Consider the following 20,455-nt stretch of genomic DNA (forward strand, 5'->3'; position numbering starts at 1 on the left):
TGATGATGAAGAATCAAGCAAAAAAGGTTCGCATTGCGCTTCAGTTAATCATCCTTTGCCTTGCCGTACTCTTTTTCTATCTATTAATCATTTTATTCCCATTTTATAAAAGCTTATTGCTCATGTTTTTTCAAATTATCCTACCTTTTCTCATAGCGGGTTTGATAGCATATTTATTGCACCCAGTTGTTGAGAAGATTCATCAATACAATATTCCACGAACAATCGCTATATTACTAATTTATTTATTCTTCTTTCTAATAGCTGGTCTAGGAATCTATTTCTATTTTCCGACGATCGTAAGACAATTAAATGAGTTCAGACTGAACATTCCACAATTAATCGAGTCCTATCAGACCTTTTTATATAGTATTTATGATCAAACATCATTTTTGCCAGAAGGCTTTCATGATAAATTAGATGAATTTTTTCTTAACATAGAGAATAGGCTTGGCAATATCTTCACAGCGATAATGGATAATATTCCAATGGTTTTTGATGTGTTTGTCATGATTGCCGTAATCCCCATTTTGTCTTTTTATTTTTTAAAGGATTACAGCCGTTTGGAAAAAGGGGTACTCAAGCTAATACCTACTAGATATCATGCCTTTACAAAAAGATTAGCAAATGAAATGGAAGAGAGTTTAGGTCAATATATTCGAGGGCAAATTTTAGTTTGCTTCTTAGTCGGCTTTATTGCCTACTTATTATTAAAATGGATTGGAATGGAATATTCCATCCTACTCGGGGTTATTATTGGTTTAACCAACTTCATTCCATATTTTGGTCCAATTATTGGTGCCATTCCTGCACTTTTAATCGCCTTTACGATTTCGACTAAAATGGTGTTATTCGTATTGCTTGTCATTTTAGCTGTTCAGCTTACAGAAGGGAATCTGCTTTCTCCTTTTATTGTTGGTAAAAGTATTCGCATCCATCCTGTTTATATCATTCTTGCATTATTTATTGCAGCAAAAGTGGGAGGAGTGATTGGAATGATCCTAGCCGTTCCTTTATTAGCAATCGGGAGAGTGGCGGTCCCGCTTATTTACCGACAGATGAAACAAATTGACAGATAGCCATTTTTTCAATATAATATCCTAGCGAAGTCATATAACGGAAAAACGATGAAAAACATGAGTAGGTAGCTAACATTTCTAGAGAGGAATTTCCTTGGCTGGAAGAAATTCTAATGCACTGGTTACTGAAGCTAGTTTGAAGTGCAGTTTAATCACTGCCGGTGGTATCCACGTTACGGATCGAAAGATGATAGCTTTGGAATAAAGCTATAATTAGGGTGGTACCGCGGAAACTCTCGTCCCTTTGCTTTATAGCAGGGATGGGAGTTTTTTTACTATAAAACGGAGGTATAATAAAATGAAACAATTATCATCTGCACAGGTTCGTAAAATGTTTTTGGATTTCTTTAAAGAAAAGGGTCATGAAATAGAACCAAGTGCCTCATTAGTACCAAAGGATGACCCAACACTACTATGGATTAACAGTGGTGTAGCTACATTGAAAAAATACTTTGATGGACGTGTTATCCCAGAAAATCCTAGAATTACAAATGCACAAAAATCAATTAGAACAAATGATATTACAAACGTCGGTTATACAGCGAGACATCACACCTTTTTTGAAATGCTTGGTAATTTTTCCATTGGTGATTATTTTAAAGAGGAAGCGATTGATTTTGCGTGGGAGTTCTTAACAGGAGACAAATGGATTGGATTTGATAGTGAAAAGCTATCGGTTACAGTCCACCCCGAGGATGAAGAAGCTTACAAGCTTTGGCGAGATAAGATCGGTTTACCAGAAGAACGAATTATACGAATTGAAGAGAACTTTTGGGATATTGGGGAAGGACCAAGTGGACCAAATACGGAGATTTTTTATGATCGTGGGGAGGAATATGGCAATGATCTGAGTGATCCTGAGCTATACCCTGGTGGAGAAAATGAGCGCTATCTAGAAATTTGGAACCTTGTTTTTTCTCAATTTAACCATAACCCAGATGATAGCTACACACCTCTTCCGAAGAAAAACATTGATACCGGTATGGGACTTGAACGTTTAGTAAGTGTTATTCAAGGAACAAGAACAAATTTTGAAACAGATTTATTCTTACCGATTATACAAGCTACTGAAAAAATGGCAAACACAAAATATCAGACAAAAGCTGAATCAGATGTTGCCTTTAAAGTGATTGCAGACCATATTAGAACAGTCACTTTTGCCGTGAGTGATGGTGCACTTCCTTCTAATGAAGGTAGAGGATATGTACTAAGACGGTTATTACGTCGTGCAGTACGGTATGCGAAACAAATTGGAATTGAAAAGCCTTTTATGTTCAAACTTGTACCAACTGTAGCAACAATAATGGAAGCATTCTATCCAGAGGTGAAGGCAAAGGAAGCCTTTATTCAAAATGTTGTTCAAACAGAGGAAGAAAGATTCCATGAAACCTTACAAGAAGGTTTACAGATTTTAAATACCATTGTTAAACGTGAAAAAGAAGAGAATAGTAGTATATTTCCAGGGGAAGAAGTTTTCCGATTATATGATACCTATGGCTTTCCAAAAGAATTAACAGAGGAATATGTCGCTGAAGCTGGGTTTACAATAGATGAAGAAGGTTTTGAAAAAGAGATGGAAAAACAACGCGACAGAGCTCGAAATGCTAGACAAAAGGTTGATTCAATGCAGATTCAAGATGGTGTCCTAGCTAGCATAGATGCGAATAGTACGTTCATTGGATATGACCAATTACGAATTGATACGACTGTTTCAGCGATCGTGGCAGAAAAAGAAACCGTTTCTTCTATTCAGGATGGTCAAGAAGCTTATTTAATCCTAGCAGAGACGCCATTCTATGCAGAAAGTGGTGGACAAATAGCAGATAAAGGTTTGATCTTTAGCAAAAATGGAGAGGCTGAAGTACTGGATGTCCAAAAAGCACCGAATGGACAAAATCTTCATCGGATTCTAGTGAAAAAAGGGACCGTTTCTACGAATGAACAAGTAACGGCTCGTGTAGATGAATCATCACGTCAGTTTATTATAAAGAACCATACGGCAACCCATTTATTGCACCAAGCATTAAAGGATGTATTAGGAACACATGTTAATCAAGCGGGCTCTCTAGTCACTAGTAATCGTCTTCGCTTTGACTTTTCCCACTTTGGCGCTATAACCGAAGAAGAAATTGTAGAAATTGAGCAGCTCGTCAATGAAAAAATATGGGCATCCATTCCAGTAATGATTAGCAATAAAAAATTAGCGGAAGCAAAAGAGATGGGTGCGATGGCATTATTTGGTGAAAAATATGGGGAGATCGTACGTGTTGTTCAAATTGGTGACTATAGTATCGAATTATGTGGTGGATGCCATGTACAAAATTCTGCTGAGATTGGCCTATTTAAAATTGTTTCAGAATCTGGTATAGGTGCTGGAACGAGAAGAATAGAAGCTGTAACTGCCAAAAGTGCCTACCAATTTGTTAATGGAAAGCACCAATTATTAAAAACAGTTGCTTCTAAATTGAAAACGAAGGAAGAGCAAGTTACTGAACGGATTGAACATCTATTTAAAGAAATGAAGGATCAAGCGAAGGAAATGGATTCACTCAGTAAGAAACTGTCTCAACTTGAAGCATCTTCCATTCTAGAAGATGTAAAAGAAATAAATGGAGTTAAGGTTTTAGCCAAACAAGTGGATGTCTCTGATATGAACCAGCTCCGTCAAATGGTTGATGATATGAAGCAAAAATTAAAATCTGCGATTATTTTATTAGCAACTGTTCAAAATAATAAGGTTCAATTAGCTGCAGGGGTGACCAAAGATTTAGTCCAACAATATCACGCTGGTAATCTAATCAAAGAAACGGCTAAAATATGTGGTGGCGGCGGTGGTGGCCGTCCAGATATGGCACAAGCTGGTGGAAAAGACCCAAGCAAGATTCAAGAAGCATTACAATATGTAGAAAAATATGCAGAAAAGAAAGGCTAAGTTTGGTAATTTTCTATTATAAAAGGTATAATAGGGACACAATAGAGTAAATTAGTATCGTTTGGGGGTGCTTCCATGGATGGAATGGATAAAACAATGAAATTTAATTTTGCTGAAGAACCCGTTGAGAAGGATGTTAGCGAAGTACTTTTATTAGTACATGAAGCATTAGAGGAAAAAGGTTATCATCCAATAAATCAAATTGTTGGTTATTTACTATCAGGTGATCCAGCATATATTCCCCGTCATAAGGATGCACGAAATTTGATTAGGAGAATTGAGCGTGATGAAATATTGGAAGAATTAGTCCAATATTATATTAGCTCGAATAAGCATAATGGGTAAAATTCTAGGGTTAGATGTGGGCTCGAAAACAGTAGGAGTCGCAATAAGCGATGGTTTGGGCTGGACAGCTCAAGGCTTAACGACCCTACAGTGGCAAGAACCTGTTTTCGAGTCTGTAAAAAGCGAATTAGCTACAATTATTCAAGATCATGAAGTAGAAAAGGTTGTCATTGGTTTACCCAAAAACATGAATGGCACAATTGGTCCTCGAGGTGAGGCATCACAAGAGTTCGCCAAATTTGTCGAAAACCATTTTTCACTGCCGGCTATATTATGGGACGAACGTCTTACAACCATGGCGGCGGAAAAAGTTCTACTTGAAGCAGATATTAGTCGGAAAAAGCGCAAGAAGGTCATCGACAAAATGGCTGCAGTAATGATATTACAAGGTTATTTAGATAGTAAGTAAAAAAGGAGGTCATTTGAGTGCCACTAGAAGAAAAGGAACGTATCATTATTCCTGACGAAAATGGTGAAGAACATTTATTCGAAGTGCTTTTTACATTTGATGTGGATGAAACCGCACAATCTTATGTAGCAGTAGTACCTGCTGAACAAAAAGAAGATGAAGAGGTAGAAGTATTTGCCTTTCGTTATGAAGAAAAACAAAATGACGATGACTTAGCACTTTATCACATTGAATCAGATGAAGAGTGGGATATGGTAGAAGAAGTGCTCAATACCATTGCAGAAAATGAAGATTTACAAGAATAGTGAAAGCTGGCTAGTGTCATCTAGCCAGCTTTTTTATACGTAAAGTATAAATTTTTTTTGCAGGAAGTAAAGCGATGAAGCAAAAATTTTGATGTCCAAAGTATCCGAATGGAATTTTTAGAGGAAATACCATTGAAGCTATTGTAAACCAGATACGTGTGTAAATGAGTAAAAGAATTAAAAATTTACTAATACTCCCAAATTTCGATAGGTTCAGTTTTCCTTTGCTGAATTTTGTAGTATAATATATCGGGTGAGAGGGGGATTCCTTATGGGGAAAGAGACCGATGAAACCAATCTAAAGAAAAATAACAAACCTACATATAAAGAAATTGCTCAACAGCGAGGGAAAGAAGCTAGTGTGGCGAGAAAGATATTCTTGATCATTTTTCTTGTACTATTATTCATCATTATTGTAGGTGGATTTCTAGGATATAAATATGTCAAAAATGGCCTGACACCTGTTGATCCTAGTAATAAGGAAACGATAAATGTTACGATTCCACTCGGGTCAAGCACCTCCAATATTGCTTCCATCTTAGAAGAGAATGGGATTATTGCTAATAGCTTAATCTACCGATTCTATGTCAAATTTAACAATGCCTCTGACTTTCAAGCTGGTGATTATGCATTATCACCTTCGATGACATTAGAGGAGGTTACAGAGGAGCTTCAAACAGGTTCTGTTACCCAGGCAGGAGCCGTACGTGTCACCATACCTGAAGGACGTAACATAGAGGAAATAGCGGAGACTTATGAAAAAACAGCAAAGATAGATAAAGACGCCTTTTTAGAAAAGATGTCAGATAAAGCTTATATACAAGAGCTAATAAAACAGTATCCTGATATTTTGACAGAAGATATTTTGCAAGAGGATATTCGTTACCCGCTAGAGGGATATTTGTTTCCGGCAACTTATCAGTTTGCCGAAGAGAAACCAAGTATTGAAAAAGTGGTTACAAGCATGCTGAATAAGACGAAAGAGGTATTTATGCCTTACCTAGAACAGATTAAAGGCATGGAGCAATTTAATATGCACGATATTTTCACTTTTGCATCATTAGTAGAGGAAGAGGCACCAAACAATGAGGATCGTCGACTCATTTCTGGAGTTTTTTATAATCGAATAGATGAAGGCATGCGACTCCAAACAGATCCAACGGTAATTTATGCACATGGTGAACATATTTCAAGATTAACGTATGATCACTACGAGATTGAATCACCCTATAATACGTATACAGTAACAGGCTTACCGATTGGTCCTATTGCTAATTTCGGTGTTAGCTCTCTACAAGCTGTCTTAGAGCCACAAGACTCCAATTATTTATATTTCTTGGCAGATCAAGAAGGAAATGTACATTATTCTACAACCTATGAGGAACATCAGACACTAGAAGAAAAATATATTCACTCACAAGATTAAACGTGGATGGAAGCAGGGGAGAACATTATCCCTGCTTTTCCATTGCAAACTCTACTATACAATATCGCTCGGGGAGGAGCCTATAAGTGATTCAACCAGTCATTACCGATTATTTAAAAGGCTTAAAAAAGGACAAGCCAGAATGGACAACAATATTGGAATTAGAAGCCCAAAATGACCATGTTCCTATAATGGACCAAATTAGCATGGATTTTCTAGTTCAACTACTTCGTATAAAAAATGCCAAAAAGATATTAGAGATTGGTACAGCGATTGGTTATTCTGCATTACAAATGAGTCAAGTCTCAAATGAAATACAGGTTGTTACGGTCGAAAGAGATGTAAACATGTTTGAGCGTGCATTGTCAAACATAGAAAAATTAAAGAAACAAAAGCAGATCCATCCGATTTTTGGGGATGCTTTAAAAGTACAACAAGAAGTGGAAGAAAGAGCGCCATATGATCTTCTTTTTATTGATGCCGCTAAAGGACAATATCAGAAGTTTTTTGAACTATATGAGCCAATGCTTAAAGAGGATGGTTTAATTGTTACCGATAATGTGCTATTTCGTGGACTTGTCGCAGATAGTACAGATGCCTCGAAAAGATTACAAAAGCTTTCGGAGAAAATTGATCAATATAATCAATGGCTAATCCATCATCCAGATTACGTAACCACGATCGTACCTATTGGAGATGGAGTGGCCTTAAGTGTACCAAAACGGAACATAGGAGTGTAAACAACATGGAAAGAAAGAAGCCCGTTATTATTGGTGTTGCAGGGGGCTCCGGCTCCGGAAAAACCTCTGTTACAAAATCCATTCAAAATCGTTTTATCGATCAATCTGTTCTTGTTATTGAGCAAGACTTTTACTATAAAGATCAGTCGCATATGGAATTGGAAGAGAGGTTACAAACAAATTATGACCATCCATTAGCATTTGATCATGACCTACTAATTGAACATATCCAAGCACTGGTGAATCATCAACCAATCGATAAACCAATTTACGATTATAAGCTTCACACAAGGTCTGACGAAACGGAAAAGGTTGAACCAAAGGATGTTATCATAATTGAAGGTATTTTAATATTAGATGATCCCAGATTAGTCGATTTGATGGATATTAAAGTATTTGTCGATACAGATGCGGATTTACGTATTATCCGTCGTCTATTACGCGATATTAATGAGAGAGGCCGCTCTATTGATTCCGTCATTCATCAATATTTAGAAACCGTAAGGCCTGCACACTTGCAGTTTATTGAGCCGACTAAACGCTATGCAGATATTATTATTCCTGAAGGCGGCCAGAACATGGTTGCGATTGACTTATTAGCTACAAAAGTAGAGACGATTTTAGCCAAAAAATAATTTTAGATCCGTCAATAATAGAAAACTATTGAAAAATAATCCGAAATCTGCCATAGTAGTGGTTAGTATAATATTTTATCACGATGAGCAACTCTCAGTTAGCTTCAAAAGATGCCACAAATATCTTTATTTGTGGTATAATCTTTATTTACATGATACTACCAGCTAAAAGGATGTCTCGAAGTATAGCACCATTTACATACCAAACGAATTTCTGAGCTGTAAAAAATGGTGATAAATAAATGAATTTTTCATACAAATAAAGAGATATTCTCACAATCAATCAGTTAGTAATTGGAATGAAGGAGTGTAGGAACATGCCAGAAGAAAAAAGCTATTATATGACAGACGAAGGAAAAGTAAAATTAGAACAAGAACTGGAATATTTAAAAACAGAAAGAAGACAAGAAGTTGTAGAAAGAATTAAAATTGCAAGAGGATTTGGAGATCTCTCAGAGAATTCGGAATATGATGCGGCTAAGGATGAACAAGCATTTGTTGAATCACGTATCGCACAAATTGAGAATATGATCCGTAATGCTGTAATTATTGAAAATGATACCGATAATCCTGATATAGTTTCCCTTGGAAAAACCGTTACCTTTCAAGAACTGCCAGATGGTGAAGAGGAGAGCTACACCATTGTCGGAAGTGCCGAGGCAGATCCTTTTGAAGGAAAGATATCCAATGATTCACCAATAGCCAAAAGTCTTTTAGGACATTCTATTGGAGAGGAATTGACCGTACCTACACCAGCTGGTGACATGCAAGTGAAAATCTTAAATGTAGAATAAATAAAATGGATACCCTTTAAGTGGGTATCCATTTCTATTATGTATATTCTGCATTTACATATTTAAATGAACGGATGATGGACATGTTACTTCATGAAAAGGGAAGGTGGTTTTCAGTCTTTCTTCAATGAACCCCTCTTTGTTTGTTTCTAAAATAAACTGAAAGATAATTTCTTCTGATATGGAGTGAAATTCTAGCGTAATACCATTGAAAAAATAGATACATAATAACTTTTTTTCTTTGTCATAGCTAATGGAGTCAAAGGAATTTAATTCCCATAATTGACGATTAAAAGTTGTAGTTTTCATCAAAATCACACTCCTAACCCTTTCTTAATATAATATATTCCATATTTATGGACAAAATCCTGCTCATATGACAAAAAAAGAAAAAATTCGTTACAAATAACCTCAGAGGAGCCATATTTAATTACAACCACCACGCTGAGTGTTAAATATACTATGAATAGTGTCTACCGATTTTTTACTTCTATTAATTACTACACCCTCTTTCATATCATTATTTCTATAACTAACTGTTTCTCCATATACTTATTTATCGTCTTTTTCATTGTACACATCATTGTTTTCTTCTGATAAAAATGTCAAATCCTCATGATTTAGTTTTAAAGGAAAGTCAAATTCAGAATAAGCCATTACTACTCTTTTTAAAGGTGCTACTTCACTTTTGACGAAAACGCCATTCATAGAAGAACCTCCTTGGATTGTATAATTCATATTTTAAATACTAAAGGGTAAAGTAACAATATAGTTAACCTAGATGCTTTAAATATAATTAATATATCTTTTTATTCATAATAAATAAGTTTCCCCTTATAGACAGTGGATATCCAAGTGTGTTTTGGCTGGATGTTTTAAAATGGGCATGTTAAAAGAATGTAAAAACCAGCTTTCAAGCTGGTGAGTTGCATCCCTACAGGGGATTGTTGATCTTTTTAAGAAAATGCAATGGAAAGACTTATACCAAGATAAATGTTTAATAATGAGATTTATGGGTATATGTTTATTGATATTTTCCAATATCTCTTTAAACAAAAGAGAATCAAGGGTTATGAACCTTCCTTGATTCTCTTTTGTTTGTCAATTAAGTTTAACAATGTTAGGGCGCCTTTTTAGAATTTCCTTATCCTTATTCAAAAAAGATCAAATAAGCTCAGTATTCATTTATCAAAGAGGTGTACACATGTCAACATATATCATACCAATACAAACAGCATTTCTTATATTTCTCTTGTTATCCATATTCCTTACTATCCCTTGGCTGATCTATGTTTATCGAAAATTTGGTTACTTAAGTATTTGGGCTTCAATTGTTGCCTTTTCGTTTGTTTTTTATATGTTATCTGCTTTGTTTTTGGTGCTCTTACCTTTACCAGATACCCGAGATACGTGTGCAATGCAAACCACTGATACAGTACATTATTCACTTATTCCGTTTTACTTTATAGCGGATATCATCATGAGTAGTGAAATTGTTTGGACGCAACCATCAACCTATGCTCACGTATTGAAGCAGAGCGCATTTTTGCAAGCAGCATTCAATGTCCTATTGTTACTGCCATTTGGAGTCTATCTAAGGTACTTTTTACAGAAGAAACAATACTGGAAGCGCGCATTAGGTTTAGGATTTATCTTGTCACTTTTTTATGAGATTACCCAAGTAACTGGAATTTACGGAATTTACAATTGTTCTTATCGCATATTTGATGTAGATGATCTTATCCTAAATAGTACTGGTGCATTATTAGGTTTCCTTATTGCTCCAGTTATACTTGCTTTATTTCCTTCACGAATGAGCCTTTTAGTTAAAGCGGATCAAAAACTCAATAGTCAAGTTGTACCGCCACTTTCGCAATTGTTAGCTGTATTCATAGATTATCTATTAATTCTACTCAGTTGGAATTTGACAATAGGGCTTTTTACATCCAATGAATTGATTGAATTGATTTATAAAACAGCAGGATTTATTATATTTTACTTTGGTTTACCTCTTTTATGGGGTGGAAAAACAGTAGGAACGAATATTATGCGATTTAAACTTACCGATTTAGATGGCAATGTACCTAAATGGCAGCTTATGTTTAATAGACTATTTTCACTTTATTTACCATGGGTGACATCAGCATTTATTAATGTATTAGATGGCATGGAAATTGATATGGACTCACATCTATATGCTTACCATATCTTGATCACTGTGGCTGTATTTGTATTCTTCAGTATATTGTGGGGAGTTTTATTTATTCATGCTATTTTCGTCATTTTCAAAAAAGGGAAACGAACCTTCTATTTCGATCACGCATCGAATATAATACCGAGGAAAAAATAAAGTTATGAAGTAAACTGAGAAAATGTCCTGACCAATGATTCACTGTTTGCCTCGAAGCGAACCGAGACCATTGTAGTAGATTATAAAGGGGTAGAAGTTGTATCACATAAACATTGATTGTTAAGATGATCAAGTAATTGAGTCAACAAAGGTAAACTTTGAAAAAACAGCCCCTGACCAAATTGTAGAATTAACAGGTGCTATAATAGAAGGAAGTACTAGCAATGGTGTCCATAGAAGGAGATGAATTGTATGAGAATAAACAGTTTTGTAATGAAATAAAGAGGTATATATTTGGTAATCGACATGCTACAGGAGAGATTCTAAGTTGTATTCACCTTAGGTTCTCTTTTTAAAGGAAAGCGAAACATAATACATGCAATTACTAATTGTTTTTTATATGCTCGGCAGAAAAACAAGGTGACCAATATGATGGTTACCTTGTTTTTGTCTTTTTATTGGTAGATTAAAGAAATTCGAGACGAATATTTAAGGTTAATGTAAGGTTGGGCTAAGTATGCTGTAAGGTTGGCTATGTATAATGAATAAAAGAAAGACAAATGGGAGGGACAGCTACAATGAAAACAATATTACATGCGAAAAATGTACAAAAAATTTATGGAAGTAAAGGGAATGAACATACAGCGTTAGAAGATGTTAATTTAGAGATAAAAGAAGGAGAGTTCATAGGGATTATGGGTCCCTCTGGTGCTGGTAAATCAACCTTATTAAATATTATAGCGACAATTGATACACCAACTTCAGGTGAGATTATCGTGGATCATCAAGATATTGTCAATATGAATGAAGCACAATTATCTAAATTTCGTCGTGATCGGTTAGGATTTATCTTTCAAGATTACAACTTACTAGATACTTTGACGGTTAAAGAAAATATTTTACTTCCATTAGCATTAGCGAAAAATTCGTCAAAAGAAATTGATCAGCGTGTTCAAAGCATTGCGGATACATTTGGTATTCGAGCTATTCTTGACAGTTATCCATATCAAATTTCTGGTGGACAGAAACAACGAACAGCAGCATCAAGAGCCATTGTGACGAATCCAAGTTTAATCTTAGCGGACGAACCAACTGGAGCTTTGGATTCAAAATCAGCAACAAGCCTTTTAGAAAGCTTAGCAAAGTTAAATGAGGAAAATGGCTCAACCATTATGATGGTGACGCATGATGCTTATGCAGCTAGCTTCTGTGAACAGATTTTGTTTATTAATGATGGTGGTATTGATGCAAAAATTACGAAAATGAGTCAATCACGAAAGAAATTTTATCAAAAAATATTAGATGTTCTTGCTTCATTTGGAGGCGATCAATAAATGACACTGTTTACAATTGCCGGAAAAAACATGCGAAAAAACTTCACTAATTACTTTTTGTATTTCTCATCGATGATCTTTAGTATGGTCATTTATTTTACGTTTGTTTCATTGAAATATGATAAAACGATCGATGCTGCATCAGAAACATCGGAGAAAATCAGCTCTGCTTTTAATGCAGCGTCGATTGTGTTAATTATTTTTGTTGCTATTTTCATTTGGTATTCTAATTCCTTCTTTACAAGGAAGCGTAAGAAAGAGGTCGCTCTTTATTCGTTATTAGGTGTACGAAAGAAACAAATCGGAAGAATGCTATTTTATGAAAACTTCTTGATGGGGATTATTGCACTTGCGATTGGTATTATATTGGGTTCTGTTGTTTCCAAATTATTTGTTGCTATCTTGATGAAGGTAATGGGGTATGATGCCCTTGTTCATTTTTCTATTTCAACAGATGCCATCATTAATACGGTGATTGTGTTTATGTTGATAATTGCTGTGACATCTTTTCACGGCTATCGACTCATTTATCGTTTTAAATTAATCGAGTTATTCCAGGCAGATCAGGAGAGTGAGAGAGAACCAAAAGCATCTATCATAACAGCTATTTTATCAGTGCTTCTTCTAGGCTTCGGTTATTGGTTAGCACTACAAGATATTTTGCATTCAAAAGTTTGGCAAATGATTGGAATTTTAGTTACGCCACTTTTGATTATAATCGCTGTTATTTTGGGAACCTATTTATTGTTTAGTACGCTAATCATTTTCTCTTTAAAAAGAGCGCGGAAAAACAAGAAAAAGTTTTGGAATGGTATTAATATCATTAGTATTTCTCAGCTGCTCTATCGTATGAAAGGAAATGCTTTTACGTTAACTATTATAGCTGTATTAAGTGCGACAACACTAGTAGCAGTTGGAACGTCATATGGTTTTTACTATAACAATAAAATAAATGCAGAATTAGCTAATCCCAATAGCATGATGTTCATCGATCAAGACGGAGGTTTAACAAGTCAAGTTAATCGATTAATTGAACAAGATCCAGATCATGATCTAGTCTATCATGAATCGATACCAACGATCTCGGCGAGAGTTGATACAACTGTTTTAAATAGTCGTATGGGTCCTGTTGAAGCAATTTATACAGTTATCTCCAATGAAACGTATAATCACTTATTAGAACTACAAGGCCATACAGATACGCTCACTCTATCAGGAGATCAAGCGATAGCGTTAGATATAAGCTACTTTGAAGGGTTATCACCGGAATATGTCGGATCTAATATTGATGTAAATGGAAATGATATTACCTTTACAGAAATGAAAGAATCCAATGTGTTGAATACAGGAACTTCAGGTACAACGATTGTAGTTAGTGATGAAATGTTTGATAAAGTGTCTGTAGATGCTGAACTTGGTACAATGGAGGCATACAAAGTAACAGGTGAAGCAAAAGCCAAAAACCTAAATGAATCGATTCAATCAATTATGCCTGAGGAAGCAAATTTTACAAGCTTTTATCAAGTTTATAGTCAAGGAATGGAATCAACAGGTCTATTTATTTTTATCGGATGTTTCTTAGGATTAGTGTTCCTTAGTGCAACAGGTAGTATTATATACTTTAAACAACTCACAGAAGCAACAGCCGACAGGGGACGTTACAATATTTTGCAAAAAATGGGTGTTGATAAAAAAGAAATTAAAAAATCTATTAACAAACAAGTATTCTTTATCTTCGCACTACCATTGGTAACAGGTATAGTACACAGTGTCGTAGCATTAATAGCGATCAATAGTATACTACAGTTAAATATATGGCTACCTATATTGATTAGTACGATCATTTATATATTGATTTATATTATTTATTATTTTATGACAGTAAGAAATTACTATAAAATTGTGACGAAATAAAACGATGAGGTGGATAAACATGAAAAAAATAGTTATTACTTTAGGGGTCATTGTTATTCTTTTACTAGGTGGTTTATTATTTTTACAAAATGTGAACACGAATAGATTAGGAGCAGATTCCTTTTACACGCAAATAATTGGAGACGGTGAACCGATTGAGAGTAAGGCAAGCAATGGTGAAATTTATACAAACTATCAATACAGTTTACTGGGCTATGATGAAGAGGGTAATGAAATAACCTTAGACTTCAACGCAGCCAAACAACTTCGTCAAGGAGCGTTTTTACAAGTCTTTATAAAAGATGATAAAGGGGTAACATCTTACCAAGAGGTAAAAAAAGACGAAATACCAGAACAAGCACTAGAACAATTGCAGTAAAATGAAAATAGCTTTTTTCCACTTTATTGAAGATGTTCGCATGCACATCACTACGGAAAACACAATGCTTTCCACAGGCATGGCGTCAACAAGACGATTGGCAGAGTGGATTTTCATTTGCAAACAATGAGTAGTAAATGAATGAAACATTTGATTATCCGAACAAGCTGATTCAGTGAAGTAATACTAGCAATCAACTCGTTCGGATTTTCTTTTTGTTTTATTTGTCTTGTATAATAGAAAGACAAGGAGGGTGTGAAGTTGAATTTACATAATAAAAACGTGTTGATAATAGATGATGAAGAAGATTTATTGAAATTATTACAAACAGTATTACAAAAGGAAGGGATCCAACAAGTTGTTACGGCATCGAACGTGGAAGATGGAATGGGCTTATTTCATGAAACAAATCCAGACCTTGTTTTGTTAGATATAATGTTACCTGATGGCGAAGGATATGATGTGTGTAAACAAATTAGGCAAGTATCCAATGTGCCTATTCTATTTATTTCTGCCAAAATAGAGGAGGTAGACAGAATCCTTGGATTCGCAATTGGTGGAGATGACTACATCACGAAGCCATTTAGTGTAAAAGAAGTCGCTTACCGAGTAAAGGCGCAACTGAGAAGAGCTGATTATAGCATGCTGTCTCAAAGTGAAGAACCGATTATAAAGGTTGGTCCTTTTGAGTTAAATGAGGATAATGCAATCTTAACGAAAAATGATAAGGTAATCGAGCTAAAACCGAAAGAATTAGGGTTAATGAAATATTTTTTGCAACATGTTAATAAGGTTGTTAGTAAAGAAAGGCTATACGATACGGTTTGGGGAGAAGATTACTTCGGGTCTGACAATACGGTGATGGTGCACATTAGACGGCTTAGAGAAAAAATTGAAAAGGACCCATCTAACCCTCATTATTTAATTACGGTAAAAGGGTTAGGTTATAAATTCGTAATAGAGGATGAATCATAGATGAAATGGCGGTTAACAGGAGAATATTTAGTGTCTGCAGTAATAATTGTCATACTAGTTATTCTTATCAACATGTTTATGGTCCTTTCACTGTTAATCATTCAAGTAAGGTTTGATATACCTATTTTCCAGGATAATGAACCATCAGCTGAACAATTCACAAGGGAATTTCAATCTTACCTGACAGTGGAGAATCACGATGTGCAAATTGATCAGGATGGTAAAAAGGCGTTAACCGATCAAAATGCATGGATCCAAGTGTTAGATGAGAATGGACAAGTCATTACTGGTTATAGAGAACCAGAGACCTTACCACAACATTACACACCAGCAGATATCATTCAGCATTACAAATATCAAGAAGTCGATGCACAGACAACCGTTTTTGTCGGAGAAAAAGCCGGCTACAGCTATTTGATGGGGATGGAAAACCCCGATATTAATCGCTTTGTGTTAACATCTGATAACCGGAATATTTTTCAAGGTATCAAGGTGTTTCTCGGTATTTTAGTCATAGATATTATCGTTGCCTTATTGATTGGTTATATCTTTAGTACACGTCTAATGAAGCCAATTAATCGCGTGATCGATGGTATTAAACAATTAGCAAATAAAGATTATTCGGTAGACTACCGGCCAAATGGCGTGTATAAAAAAGTTTTTTATAATATGAATATTCTCTCCAGGCAGTTAAAGGCAAATGAACGCGCGCGCGAAAAAACAGAGCAAATGCGTGAAGAGTGGTTAGCAAATATATCTCATGATATTAAAACACCTTTATCTTCTATTAAAGGTTATGCAGAATTGATGAAAGATCCAGACTATAACATCTCATTAGAAGAGATGAATGAATATGCGGAGATAATTGAGCAAAAATCTGCCTATATCAAGGATGTTATGGATGATCTGCATTTAACGACGAAATTAAAGAACAATACACTAGTCTTAAATAAGCAAGAAACGAATATGGTCGCGTTGTTACGAAATTGTGTGATTGATATTTTAAATGATCCACAATATGTAAACGCCCATATTGCTTTTCATGTTAAACAAGATCATATTCCGATGAAAGTAGATCAAACGTTAATAAAGCGAGCGATTAACAATTTAATCTATAACGCACTTGTTCACAATACAGAAAAAGTCAATATTGATGTTAGTATAAAGGTAGACGAACATCATCTATCTATTCAAATAAATGATGATGGAAATGGAATTGACCAAACAGAATTAGATAGAATATTTGACCGTTATTACCGAGGTACTAATACTGGTGAACGACATAAAGGATCAGGTTTAGGAATGGCAATCGCCAAAGATGTGATAGAAGAGCATCAAGGTGAAATAACAGTAGTTAGTGAAGTAGGAAAGGGTACAGAAATTATGATTAATTTTAATTTGCAATGAAAGATCACCTTTGAAATGCACTCTAAATCCTCTTCCTCTATTCCCTGAAACTTCTAGGATTATTGGTTTTTACAACGTCATCGTGATATGAATCGTTTACACTTAATTGGACAAGTTAGTTAGTCAGATAGACTTGGTTCAAATAAAAGCCGAGAAGTTTTTATAGACCTGAAGAGTGAGAAGAAGCTTATCTAAATAATTTAAGGAGTAAATAGTGCAACTGTATGCATCTGGTAACCCCCGTGCAAAAATTATTAAAGAATATGAACTTACGCCCTGATCCTCGATAAGTGGGTATTTTCTTTCATGATAATATTCATTTGCTGTATCAAATAAACTTCTAGTATAATAAGCAAATAGGAGGTTTTGTCTATGTCAGAGGAATGGGAAAGCCAAACTAGAAAAAATCGATACGTTAAAAAAAGAAAAAACACAAAATTAATCACAGGACTAAGTATTGTTGGTATTATATTGATCGCCATACTCATTTTCATGCTCATCTTTGGTGGGGATGATGAGAAAGATCAGAAAGAAGAGAACAATCAACCAACCGAACAACAAGAGCAACAAGATCAAGATCAACAGCAAGAACAAGAAGATAATAGTGGAACAGAAGATCAAAATAATGAAGAGATGGATGAGAGCCCTAACCAACAAGAAGATCAAGCTTCCGATAGTGAGGGTGAAGTAGAAACAAACCCGGTAGAATCAGAGGATGAAAATGTCTCCGAAGCATATGAGGGGAATTGGGATCCCGTTGGAACTGTTCAGGAGGGCCCACATACGACAAGTTATGATGATGGCTCAGTAGACCGTCAGGAAATGAGTAAAGCAGTCGAAGTAGCGACAGGCATCCCTGCGGAAGAACAAACGATTTGGTGGGTAGGAAGAGCTGGAGACCAATCGGTAGAATACACAGTAAGTAGAAAGGATGAAGAAACTACTTATCGTGTCCACCTTACTTGGATCGAAAATGAAGGATGGAAACCGACATTAGTAGAACAATTAATAGAGAATAAACATAAATAATAACAAAGAGATACTTTTTGGGAGGGATCATCATGATCGGCATTATTGGAGCAATGGATGAAGAAATAGAATTATTAAAAACAAAAATGGAAATCGATGAACATCTCGTAATAGCCAATAGTCACTTTTTTATTGGTAAGCTGGAGGGAAAAGAGGTTGTCCTATTAAAATCAGGCATTGGAAAAGTCAATGCCGCAATGACTACAACCATTCTTTTTGAAAGGTTTCACCCAGAGTATGTGATAAATACTGGATCAGCAGGAGGATTTCATCATGACTTAGAGGTCGGGGATATCGTCATTTCCACTGAGGTCGTTCACCACGATGTAGATGTTACAGCATTCGATTATGAATATGGACAATTACCAGGTATGCCAGAAAGATTTTTATCTGACCCAATTTTAATGGAAAAAGCCATGCTAGCAGCTAAGAATATTCAAGAAATCCAAGCAATGAAGGGTCTTATCTCTACGGGAGATACATTTATGCAGGATGAGGACAAGGTGTCTTTTGTTAGAGAGAAATTTCCTAATCTGATTGCTGCCGAAATGGAAGCTGCAGCTGTTGCACAAGTATGTTACCAGTATGAAACACCTTTTGTGATTATTCGTGCATTATCTGATATTGCAGGGAAGGAATCTTCTGTTTCCTTTGATTCATTTTTAGTAAAGGCCGCTGAGAATGCAGCAAATCTAATTATGGATGTTATTAAAAGCTCATAACAAATAGGAAAAAGCAGTGGGAAAAGAAATCCTACTGCTTTTTCCTTTGCTATTTTTTTAATTCATTACGGTAATATTCATGAAATACTTTCATTAATGCTCTTTTTTCAATTCTAGAGACATAACTTCTGGAGATATTGAGCTTTTTCGCAATTTCACGTTGTGTTAGTTCGTCTTTATTTCCTAAGCCAAATCTGGCAATTATAACTTCTTTTTCCCTACTGTCTAATACACGTAAGTATTTTTGTACCTTTTCAAGCTCCATGTGCAATTGTATCGCTTCGGTAATGTCTTCATTTTCTGCTTCTAGGATATCCATTAAGCTAATCTCATTTCCTTCTTTATCCTGCCCAATAGGATCATGAAGAGATACATCTTTTTTGGTTTTCTTAATTGCACGCAAATGCATGAGGATTTCATTTTCGATACAACGAGCAGCATAAGTAGCTAGTTTCGTCCCTTTTCCGCTCGAGAAGCTTTCAATTCCTTTAATTAGCCCAATTGTACCGATTGAGATTAAATCCTCAGCGTCCTCACCGGTGTTTTCAAATTTTTTGACGATATGTGCAACAAGTCGAAGATTATGTTCAATTAATTTATTACGTGCCTCATCATCTCCTTGTTGCATTCGTTCAATCATTTCTGCCTCTTCCTGTGGTGGAAGTGGTTGTGGAAAGGTATTATTTTTAACATAGGCAACAAAGAACAATGCCTCTTTAATAAGTGCAATAATACCGAACAAGATTGACAATCTAACACCTCCTCACTAGGTATACGCCCATATTTCATTGTATGTCGACATGTTGTCCATTGTGCTAGTGGATTTATGGTGGACTGTAATCCTGTGTTATTGTTTCGGACGCTAAAAAGTAGAAAAGGGCAAATTATCACTAATTAGTTATAATAATCAAATTATTCCTTTGGTAAAAGCCTGTTAAAAAGTATAATAATGTTATTACCATATATGATTGGACGTGTGATTGTGCAAAAAAAGATATTGCTAATAGAAGATGACCAAGAAATTAGTGAACTGATAACAAGTCACTTACAAGAAGAAAATTACTCGGTACTTTCTGTCTTCGATGGTGAAATAGCACTTCGAATTTTTGAAAAGGAAGCCATTGATTTAGTTTTACTAGATATCATGCTACCGAAGTTAAATGGGATGGATTTTTTAAAAAAAGTGAGAGAAATTAGCTTAGTTCCAGTGGTGATCATTTCAGCTAAAGGAAGTGACATCGATAAAACGTTAGGTCTAGGATTTGGTGCAGATGATTATTTGAGCAAGCCTTTTTCCATGCTTGAATTAACTGCAAGAGTGAATGCTGCCATTAGAAGAGCTACACAATATGTTTCCATTAGCAACGACACTACTTTCGGCTCCATACAATTTGGCAAACTTACACTCAATTTAGATACTTTTTCAGTAAATGTGAAAGGGAAACATATACAACTAACTTCAAAGGAATTTCAAATTTTAAAGCTATTTATGACGAACCAAACGAGAGTCTTTACAAAAGAACAAATTTACCAGTTTATTTGGGAAGATGATTTTTACGGTAATGAGAATGTCATTAATGTTCATATTCGTAGACTTCGTGAAAAAATTGAAGAAGATCCTTCTAAACCTCAATACATTCAAACCATTTGGGGAATTGGCTATAAATTAGGAGAGTAATA

The 20,455-nt window shown here is 35.2% G+C and carries 21 protein-coding genes and 1 other annotated feature; of the genes, 18 read left to right on the forward strand and 3 right to left on the reverse strand.

Features of this window, described 5'->3' with window-relative positions:
- Positions 1–5 precede the first annotated feature (5 nt).
- From DLJ74_RS08030 to greA, 9 genes are all read left to right on the forward strand, one after another.
- Complete coding sequence (locus DLJ74_RS08030) at positions 6–1,079, forward strand: AI-2E family transporter (protein WP_109984587.1); 1,074 nt, start codon at positions 6–8, stop codon at positions 1,077–1,079.
- Between the two features lie 39 nt (positions 1,080–1,118).
- Positions 1,119–1,326: a binding site (T-box leader), on the forward strand.
- 51 nt (positions 1,327–1,377) lie between these two features.
- Positions 1,378–4,011: an alanine--tRNA ligase gene (gene alaS / locus DLJ74_RS08035; protein ID WP_109984088.1), complete on the forward strand. Its 2,634-nt coding sequence runs from the start codon at positions 1,378–1,380 to the stop codon at positions 4,009–4,011.
- A 75-nt stretch (positions 4,012–4,086) separates the two neighbouring features.
- Positions 4,087–4,356, forward strand: coding sequence for an IreB family regulatory phosphoprotein (locus tag DLJ74_RS08040; RefSeq protein ID WP_054787786.1), 270 nt, complete (start codon positions 4,087–4,089; stop codon positions 4,354–4,356).
- Positions 4,349–4,765 (forward strand): Holliday junction resolvase RuvX, encoded by a 417-nt coding sequence (gene ruvX, locus DLJ74_RS08045; RefSeq protein ID WP_054787785.1) that lies wholly within the window; start codon positions 4,349–4,351, stop codon positions 4,763–4,765. Before DLJ74_RS08040 ends, ruvX begins: the two co-directional genes overlap by 8 nt.
- A 17-nt stretch (positions 4,766–4,782) precedes the next feature.
- Entirely contained in the window at positions 4,783–5,070 is a 288-nt protein-coding gene (locus tag DLJ74_RS08050) for a DUF1292 domain-containing protein (RefSeq protein WP_054859195.1), read from the forward strand.
- Between the two features lie 271 nt (positions 5,071–5,341).
- Positions 5,342–6,496 carry an endolytic transglycosylase MltG gene (mltG, locus tag DLJ74_RS08055; RefSeq protein WP_109984089.1) on the forward strand — a complete coding sequence of 385 codons (1,155 nt, stop codon included), beginning with the start codon at positions 5,342–5,344 and terminating at the stop codon, positions 6,494–6,496.
- Positions 6,497–6,582: 86 nt separating this feature from the next.
- Positions 6,583–7,236, forward strand: a complete 654-nt coding sequence (locus tag DLJ74_RS08060) for an O-methyltransferase (protein WP_054859196.1) — start codon at positions 6,583–6,585, stop codon at positions 7,234–7,236.
- Positions 7,237–7,241: 5 nt separating this feature from the next.
- Positions 7,242–7,871 (forward strand): uridine kinase, encoded by a 630-nt coding sequence (gene udk, locus DLJ74_RS08065; RefSeq protein ID WP_054859197.1) that lies wholly within the window; start codon positions 7,242–7,244, stop codon positions 7,869–7,871.
- 317 nt (positions 7,872–8,188) lie between these two features.
- The gene (gene greA, locus DLJ74_RS08070) at positions 8,189–8,665 is read left to right on the forward strand and encodes a transcription elongation factor GreA (protein ID WP_054859198.1); all 477 of its coding nucleotides are present in this window, start codon (positions 8,189–8,191) and stop codon (positions 8,663–8,665) included.
- Between the two features lie 54 nt (positions 8,666–8,719).
- Here greA and DLJ74_RS08075 read toward each other — a convergent pair whose 3' ends face one another.
- Both DLJ74_RS08075 and DLJ74_RS20425 read right to left on the reverse strand, forming a co-directional pair.
- Positions 8,720–8,974 carry a hypothetical protein gene (locus DLJ74_RS08075; RefSeq protein ID WP_245902300.1) on the reverse strand — a complete coding sequence of 85 codons (255 nt, stop codon included), beginning with the start codon at positions 8,972–8,974 and terminating at the stop codon, positions 8,720–8,722.
- Positions 8,975–9,217: 243 nt separating this feature from the next.
- The gene (locus tag DLJ74_RS20425) at positions 9,218–9,373 is read right to left on the reverse strand and encodes a hypothetical protein (RefSeq protein WP_181397473.1); all 156 of its coding nucleotides are present in this window, start codon (positions 9,371–9,373) and stop codon (positions 9,218–9,220) included.
- Positions 9,374–9,869: 496 nt separating this feature from the next.
- Between DLJ74_RS20425 and DLJ74_RS08080 the strand changes: the two genes are divergently transcribed.
- The 8 genes from DLJ74_RS08080 (at position 9,870) to mtnN (ending at position 18,775) form a co-directional block, all read left to right on the forward strand.
- A complete protein-coding gene (locus DLJ74_RS08080) occupies positions 9,870–11,015 on the forward strand; it encodes a VanZ family protein (RefSeq protein WP_109984091.1) in 1,146 nt (381 codons plus the stop codon).
- 578 nt (positions 11,016–11,593) lie between these two features.
- Entirely contained in the window at positions 11,594–12,349 is a 756-nt protein-coding gene (locus tag DLJ74_RS08085; protein ID WP_054859199.1) for an ABC transporter ATP-binding protein, read from the forward strand.
- Complete coding sequence (locus DLJ74_RS08090) at positions 12,350–14,263, forward strand: FtsX-like permease family protein (RefSeq protein ID WP_109984092.1); 1,914 nt, start codon at positions 12,350–12,352, stop codon at positions 14,261–14,263. It begins immediately after the preceding gene.
- A gap of 19 nt (positions 14,264–14,282) precedes the next feature.
- Positions 14,283–14,642 (forward strand): YxeA family protein, encoded by a 360-nt coding sequence (locus DLJ74_RS08095; protein WP_109984093.1) that lies wholly within the window; start codon positions 14,283–14,285, stop codon positions 14,640–14,642.
- 261 nt (positions 14,643–14,903) lie between these two features.
- Positions 14,904–15,617, forward strand: coding sequence for a response regulator transcription factor (locus tag DLJ74_RS08100; RefSeq protein WP_109984094.1), 714 nt, complete (start codon positions 14,904–14,906; stop codon positions 15,615–15,617).
- Entirely contained in the window at positions 15,618–17,024 is a 1,407-nt protein-coding gene (locus DLJ74_RS08105; RefSeq protein ID WP_109984095.1) for a sensor histidine kinase, read from the forward strand.
- A gap of 372 nt (positions 17,025–17,396) precedes the next feature.
- Complete coding sequence (locus tag DLJ74_RS08110; RefSeq protein WP_109984096.1) at positions 17,397–18,053, forward strand: YrrS family protein; 657 nt, start codon at positions 17,397–17,399, stop codon at positions 18,051–18,053.
- A gap of 29 nt (positions 18,054–18,082) precedes the next feature.
- On the forward strand, positions 18,083–18,775 hold the full coding sequence (gene mtnN / locus DLJ74_RS08115; RefSeq protein WP_109984589.1) for a 5'-methylthioadenosine/S-adenosylhomocysteine nucleosidase: 693 nt from the start codon (positions 18,083–18,085) through the stop codon (positions 18,773–18,775).
- A gap of 49 nt (positions 18,776–18,824) precedes the next feature.
- Here the strand turns inward: mtnN and sigK are convergent, their stop codons facing one another.
- Positions 18,825–19,526: an RNA polymerase sporulation sigma factor SigK gene (gene sigK / locus DLJ74_RS08120; RefSeq protein ID WP_054859204.1), complete on the reverse strand. Its 702-nt coding sequence runs from the start codon at positions 19,524–19,526 to the stop codon at positions 18,825–18,827.
- Between the two features lie 231 nt (positions 19,527–19,757).
- Here sigK and DLJ74_RS08125 point away from each other — a divergent pair, with 231 nt between their 5' ends.
- A complete protein-coding gene (locus tag DLJ74_RS08125) occupies positions 19,758–20,453 on the forward strand; it encodes a response regulator transcription factor (RefSeq protein WP_109984590.1) in 696 nt (231 codons plus the stop codon).
- Positions 20,454–20,455 lie beyond the last annotated feature (2 nt).

The organism is Gracilibacillus dipsosauri (assembly GCF_003176895.1).
GTDB lineage: Bacteria > Bacillota > Bacilli > Bacillales > Amphibacillaceae > Gracilibacillus > Gracilibacillus dipsosauri.

Coding starts and splice junctions, on each gene's coding strand:
- DLJ74_RS08110 (WP_109984096.1), top strand. CDS start 17,397: ATGTCAGAGGAATGGGAAAGCCAAACTAGAAAAAATCGATACGTTAAA.
- alaS (WP_109984088.1), top strand. CDS start 1,378: ATGAAACAATTATCATCTGCACAGGTTCGTAAAATGTTTTTGGATTTC.
- DLJ74_RS08080 (WP_109984091.1), top strand. CDS start 9,870: ATGTCAACATATATCATACCAATACAAACAGCATTTCTTATATTTCTC.
- ruvX (WP_054787785.1), top strand. CDS start 4,349: ATGGGTAAAATTCTAGGGTTAGATGTGGGCTCGAAAACAGTAGGAGTC.
- udk (WP_054859197.1), top strand. CDS start 7,242: ATGGAAAGAAAGAAGCCCGTTATTATTGGTGTTGCAGGGGGCTCCGGC.
- DLJ74_RS08090 (WP_109984092.1), top strand. CDS start 12,350: ATGACACTGTTTACAATTGCCGGAAAAAACATGCGAAAAAACTTCACT.
- DLJ74_RS08085 (WP_054859199.1), top strand. CDS start 11,594: ATGAAAACAATATTACATGCGAAAAATGTACAAAAAATTTATGGAAGT.
- DLJ74_RS08075 (WP_245902300.1), bottom strand. CDS start 8,974: ATGAAAACTACAACTTTTAATCGTCAATTATGGGAATTAAATTCCTTT.
- DLJ74_RS08095 (WP_109984093.1), top strand. CDS start 14,283: ATGAAAAAAATAGTTATTACTTTAGGGGTCATTGTTATTCTTTTACTA.
- greA (WP_054859198.1), top strand. CDS start 8,189: ATGCCAGAAGAAAAAAGCTATTATATGACAGACGAAGGAAAAGTAAAA.
- DLJ74_RS08030 (WP_109984587.1), top strand. CDS start 6: ATGAAGAATCAAGCAAAAAAGGTTCGCATTGCGCTTCAGTTAATCATC.
- DLJ74_RS20425 (WP_181397473.1), bottom strand. CDS start 9,373: ATGAATGGCGTTTTCGTCAAAAGTGAAGTAGCACCTTTAAAAAGAGTA.
- mltG (WP_109984089.1), top strand. CDS start 5,342: ATGGGGAAAGAGACCGATGAAACCAATCTAAAGAAAAATAACAAACCT.
- DLJ74_RS08105 (WP_109984095.1), top strand. CDS start 15,618: ATGAAATGGCGGTTAACAGGAGAATATTTAGTGTCTGCAGTAATAATT.
- DLJ74_RS08040 (WP_054787786.1), top strand. CDS start 4,087: ATGGATGGAATGGATAAAACAATGAAATTTAATTTTGCTGAAGAACCC.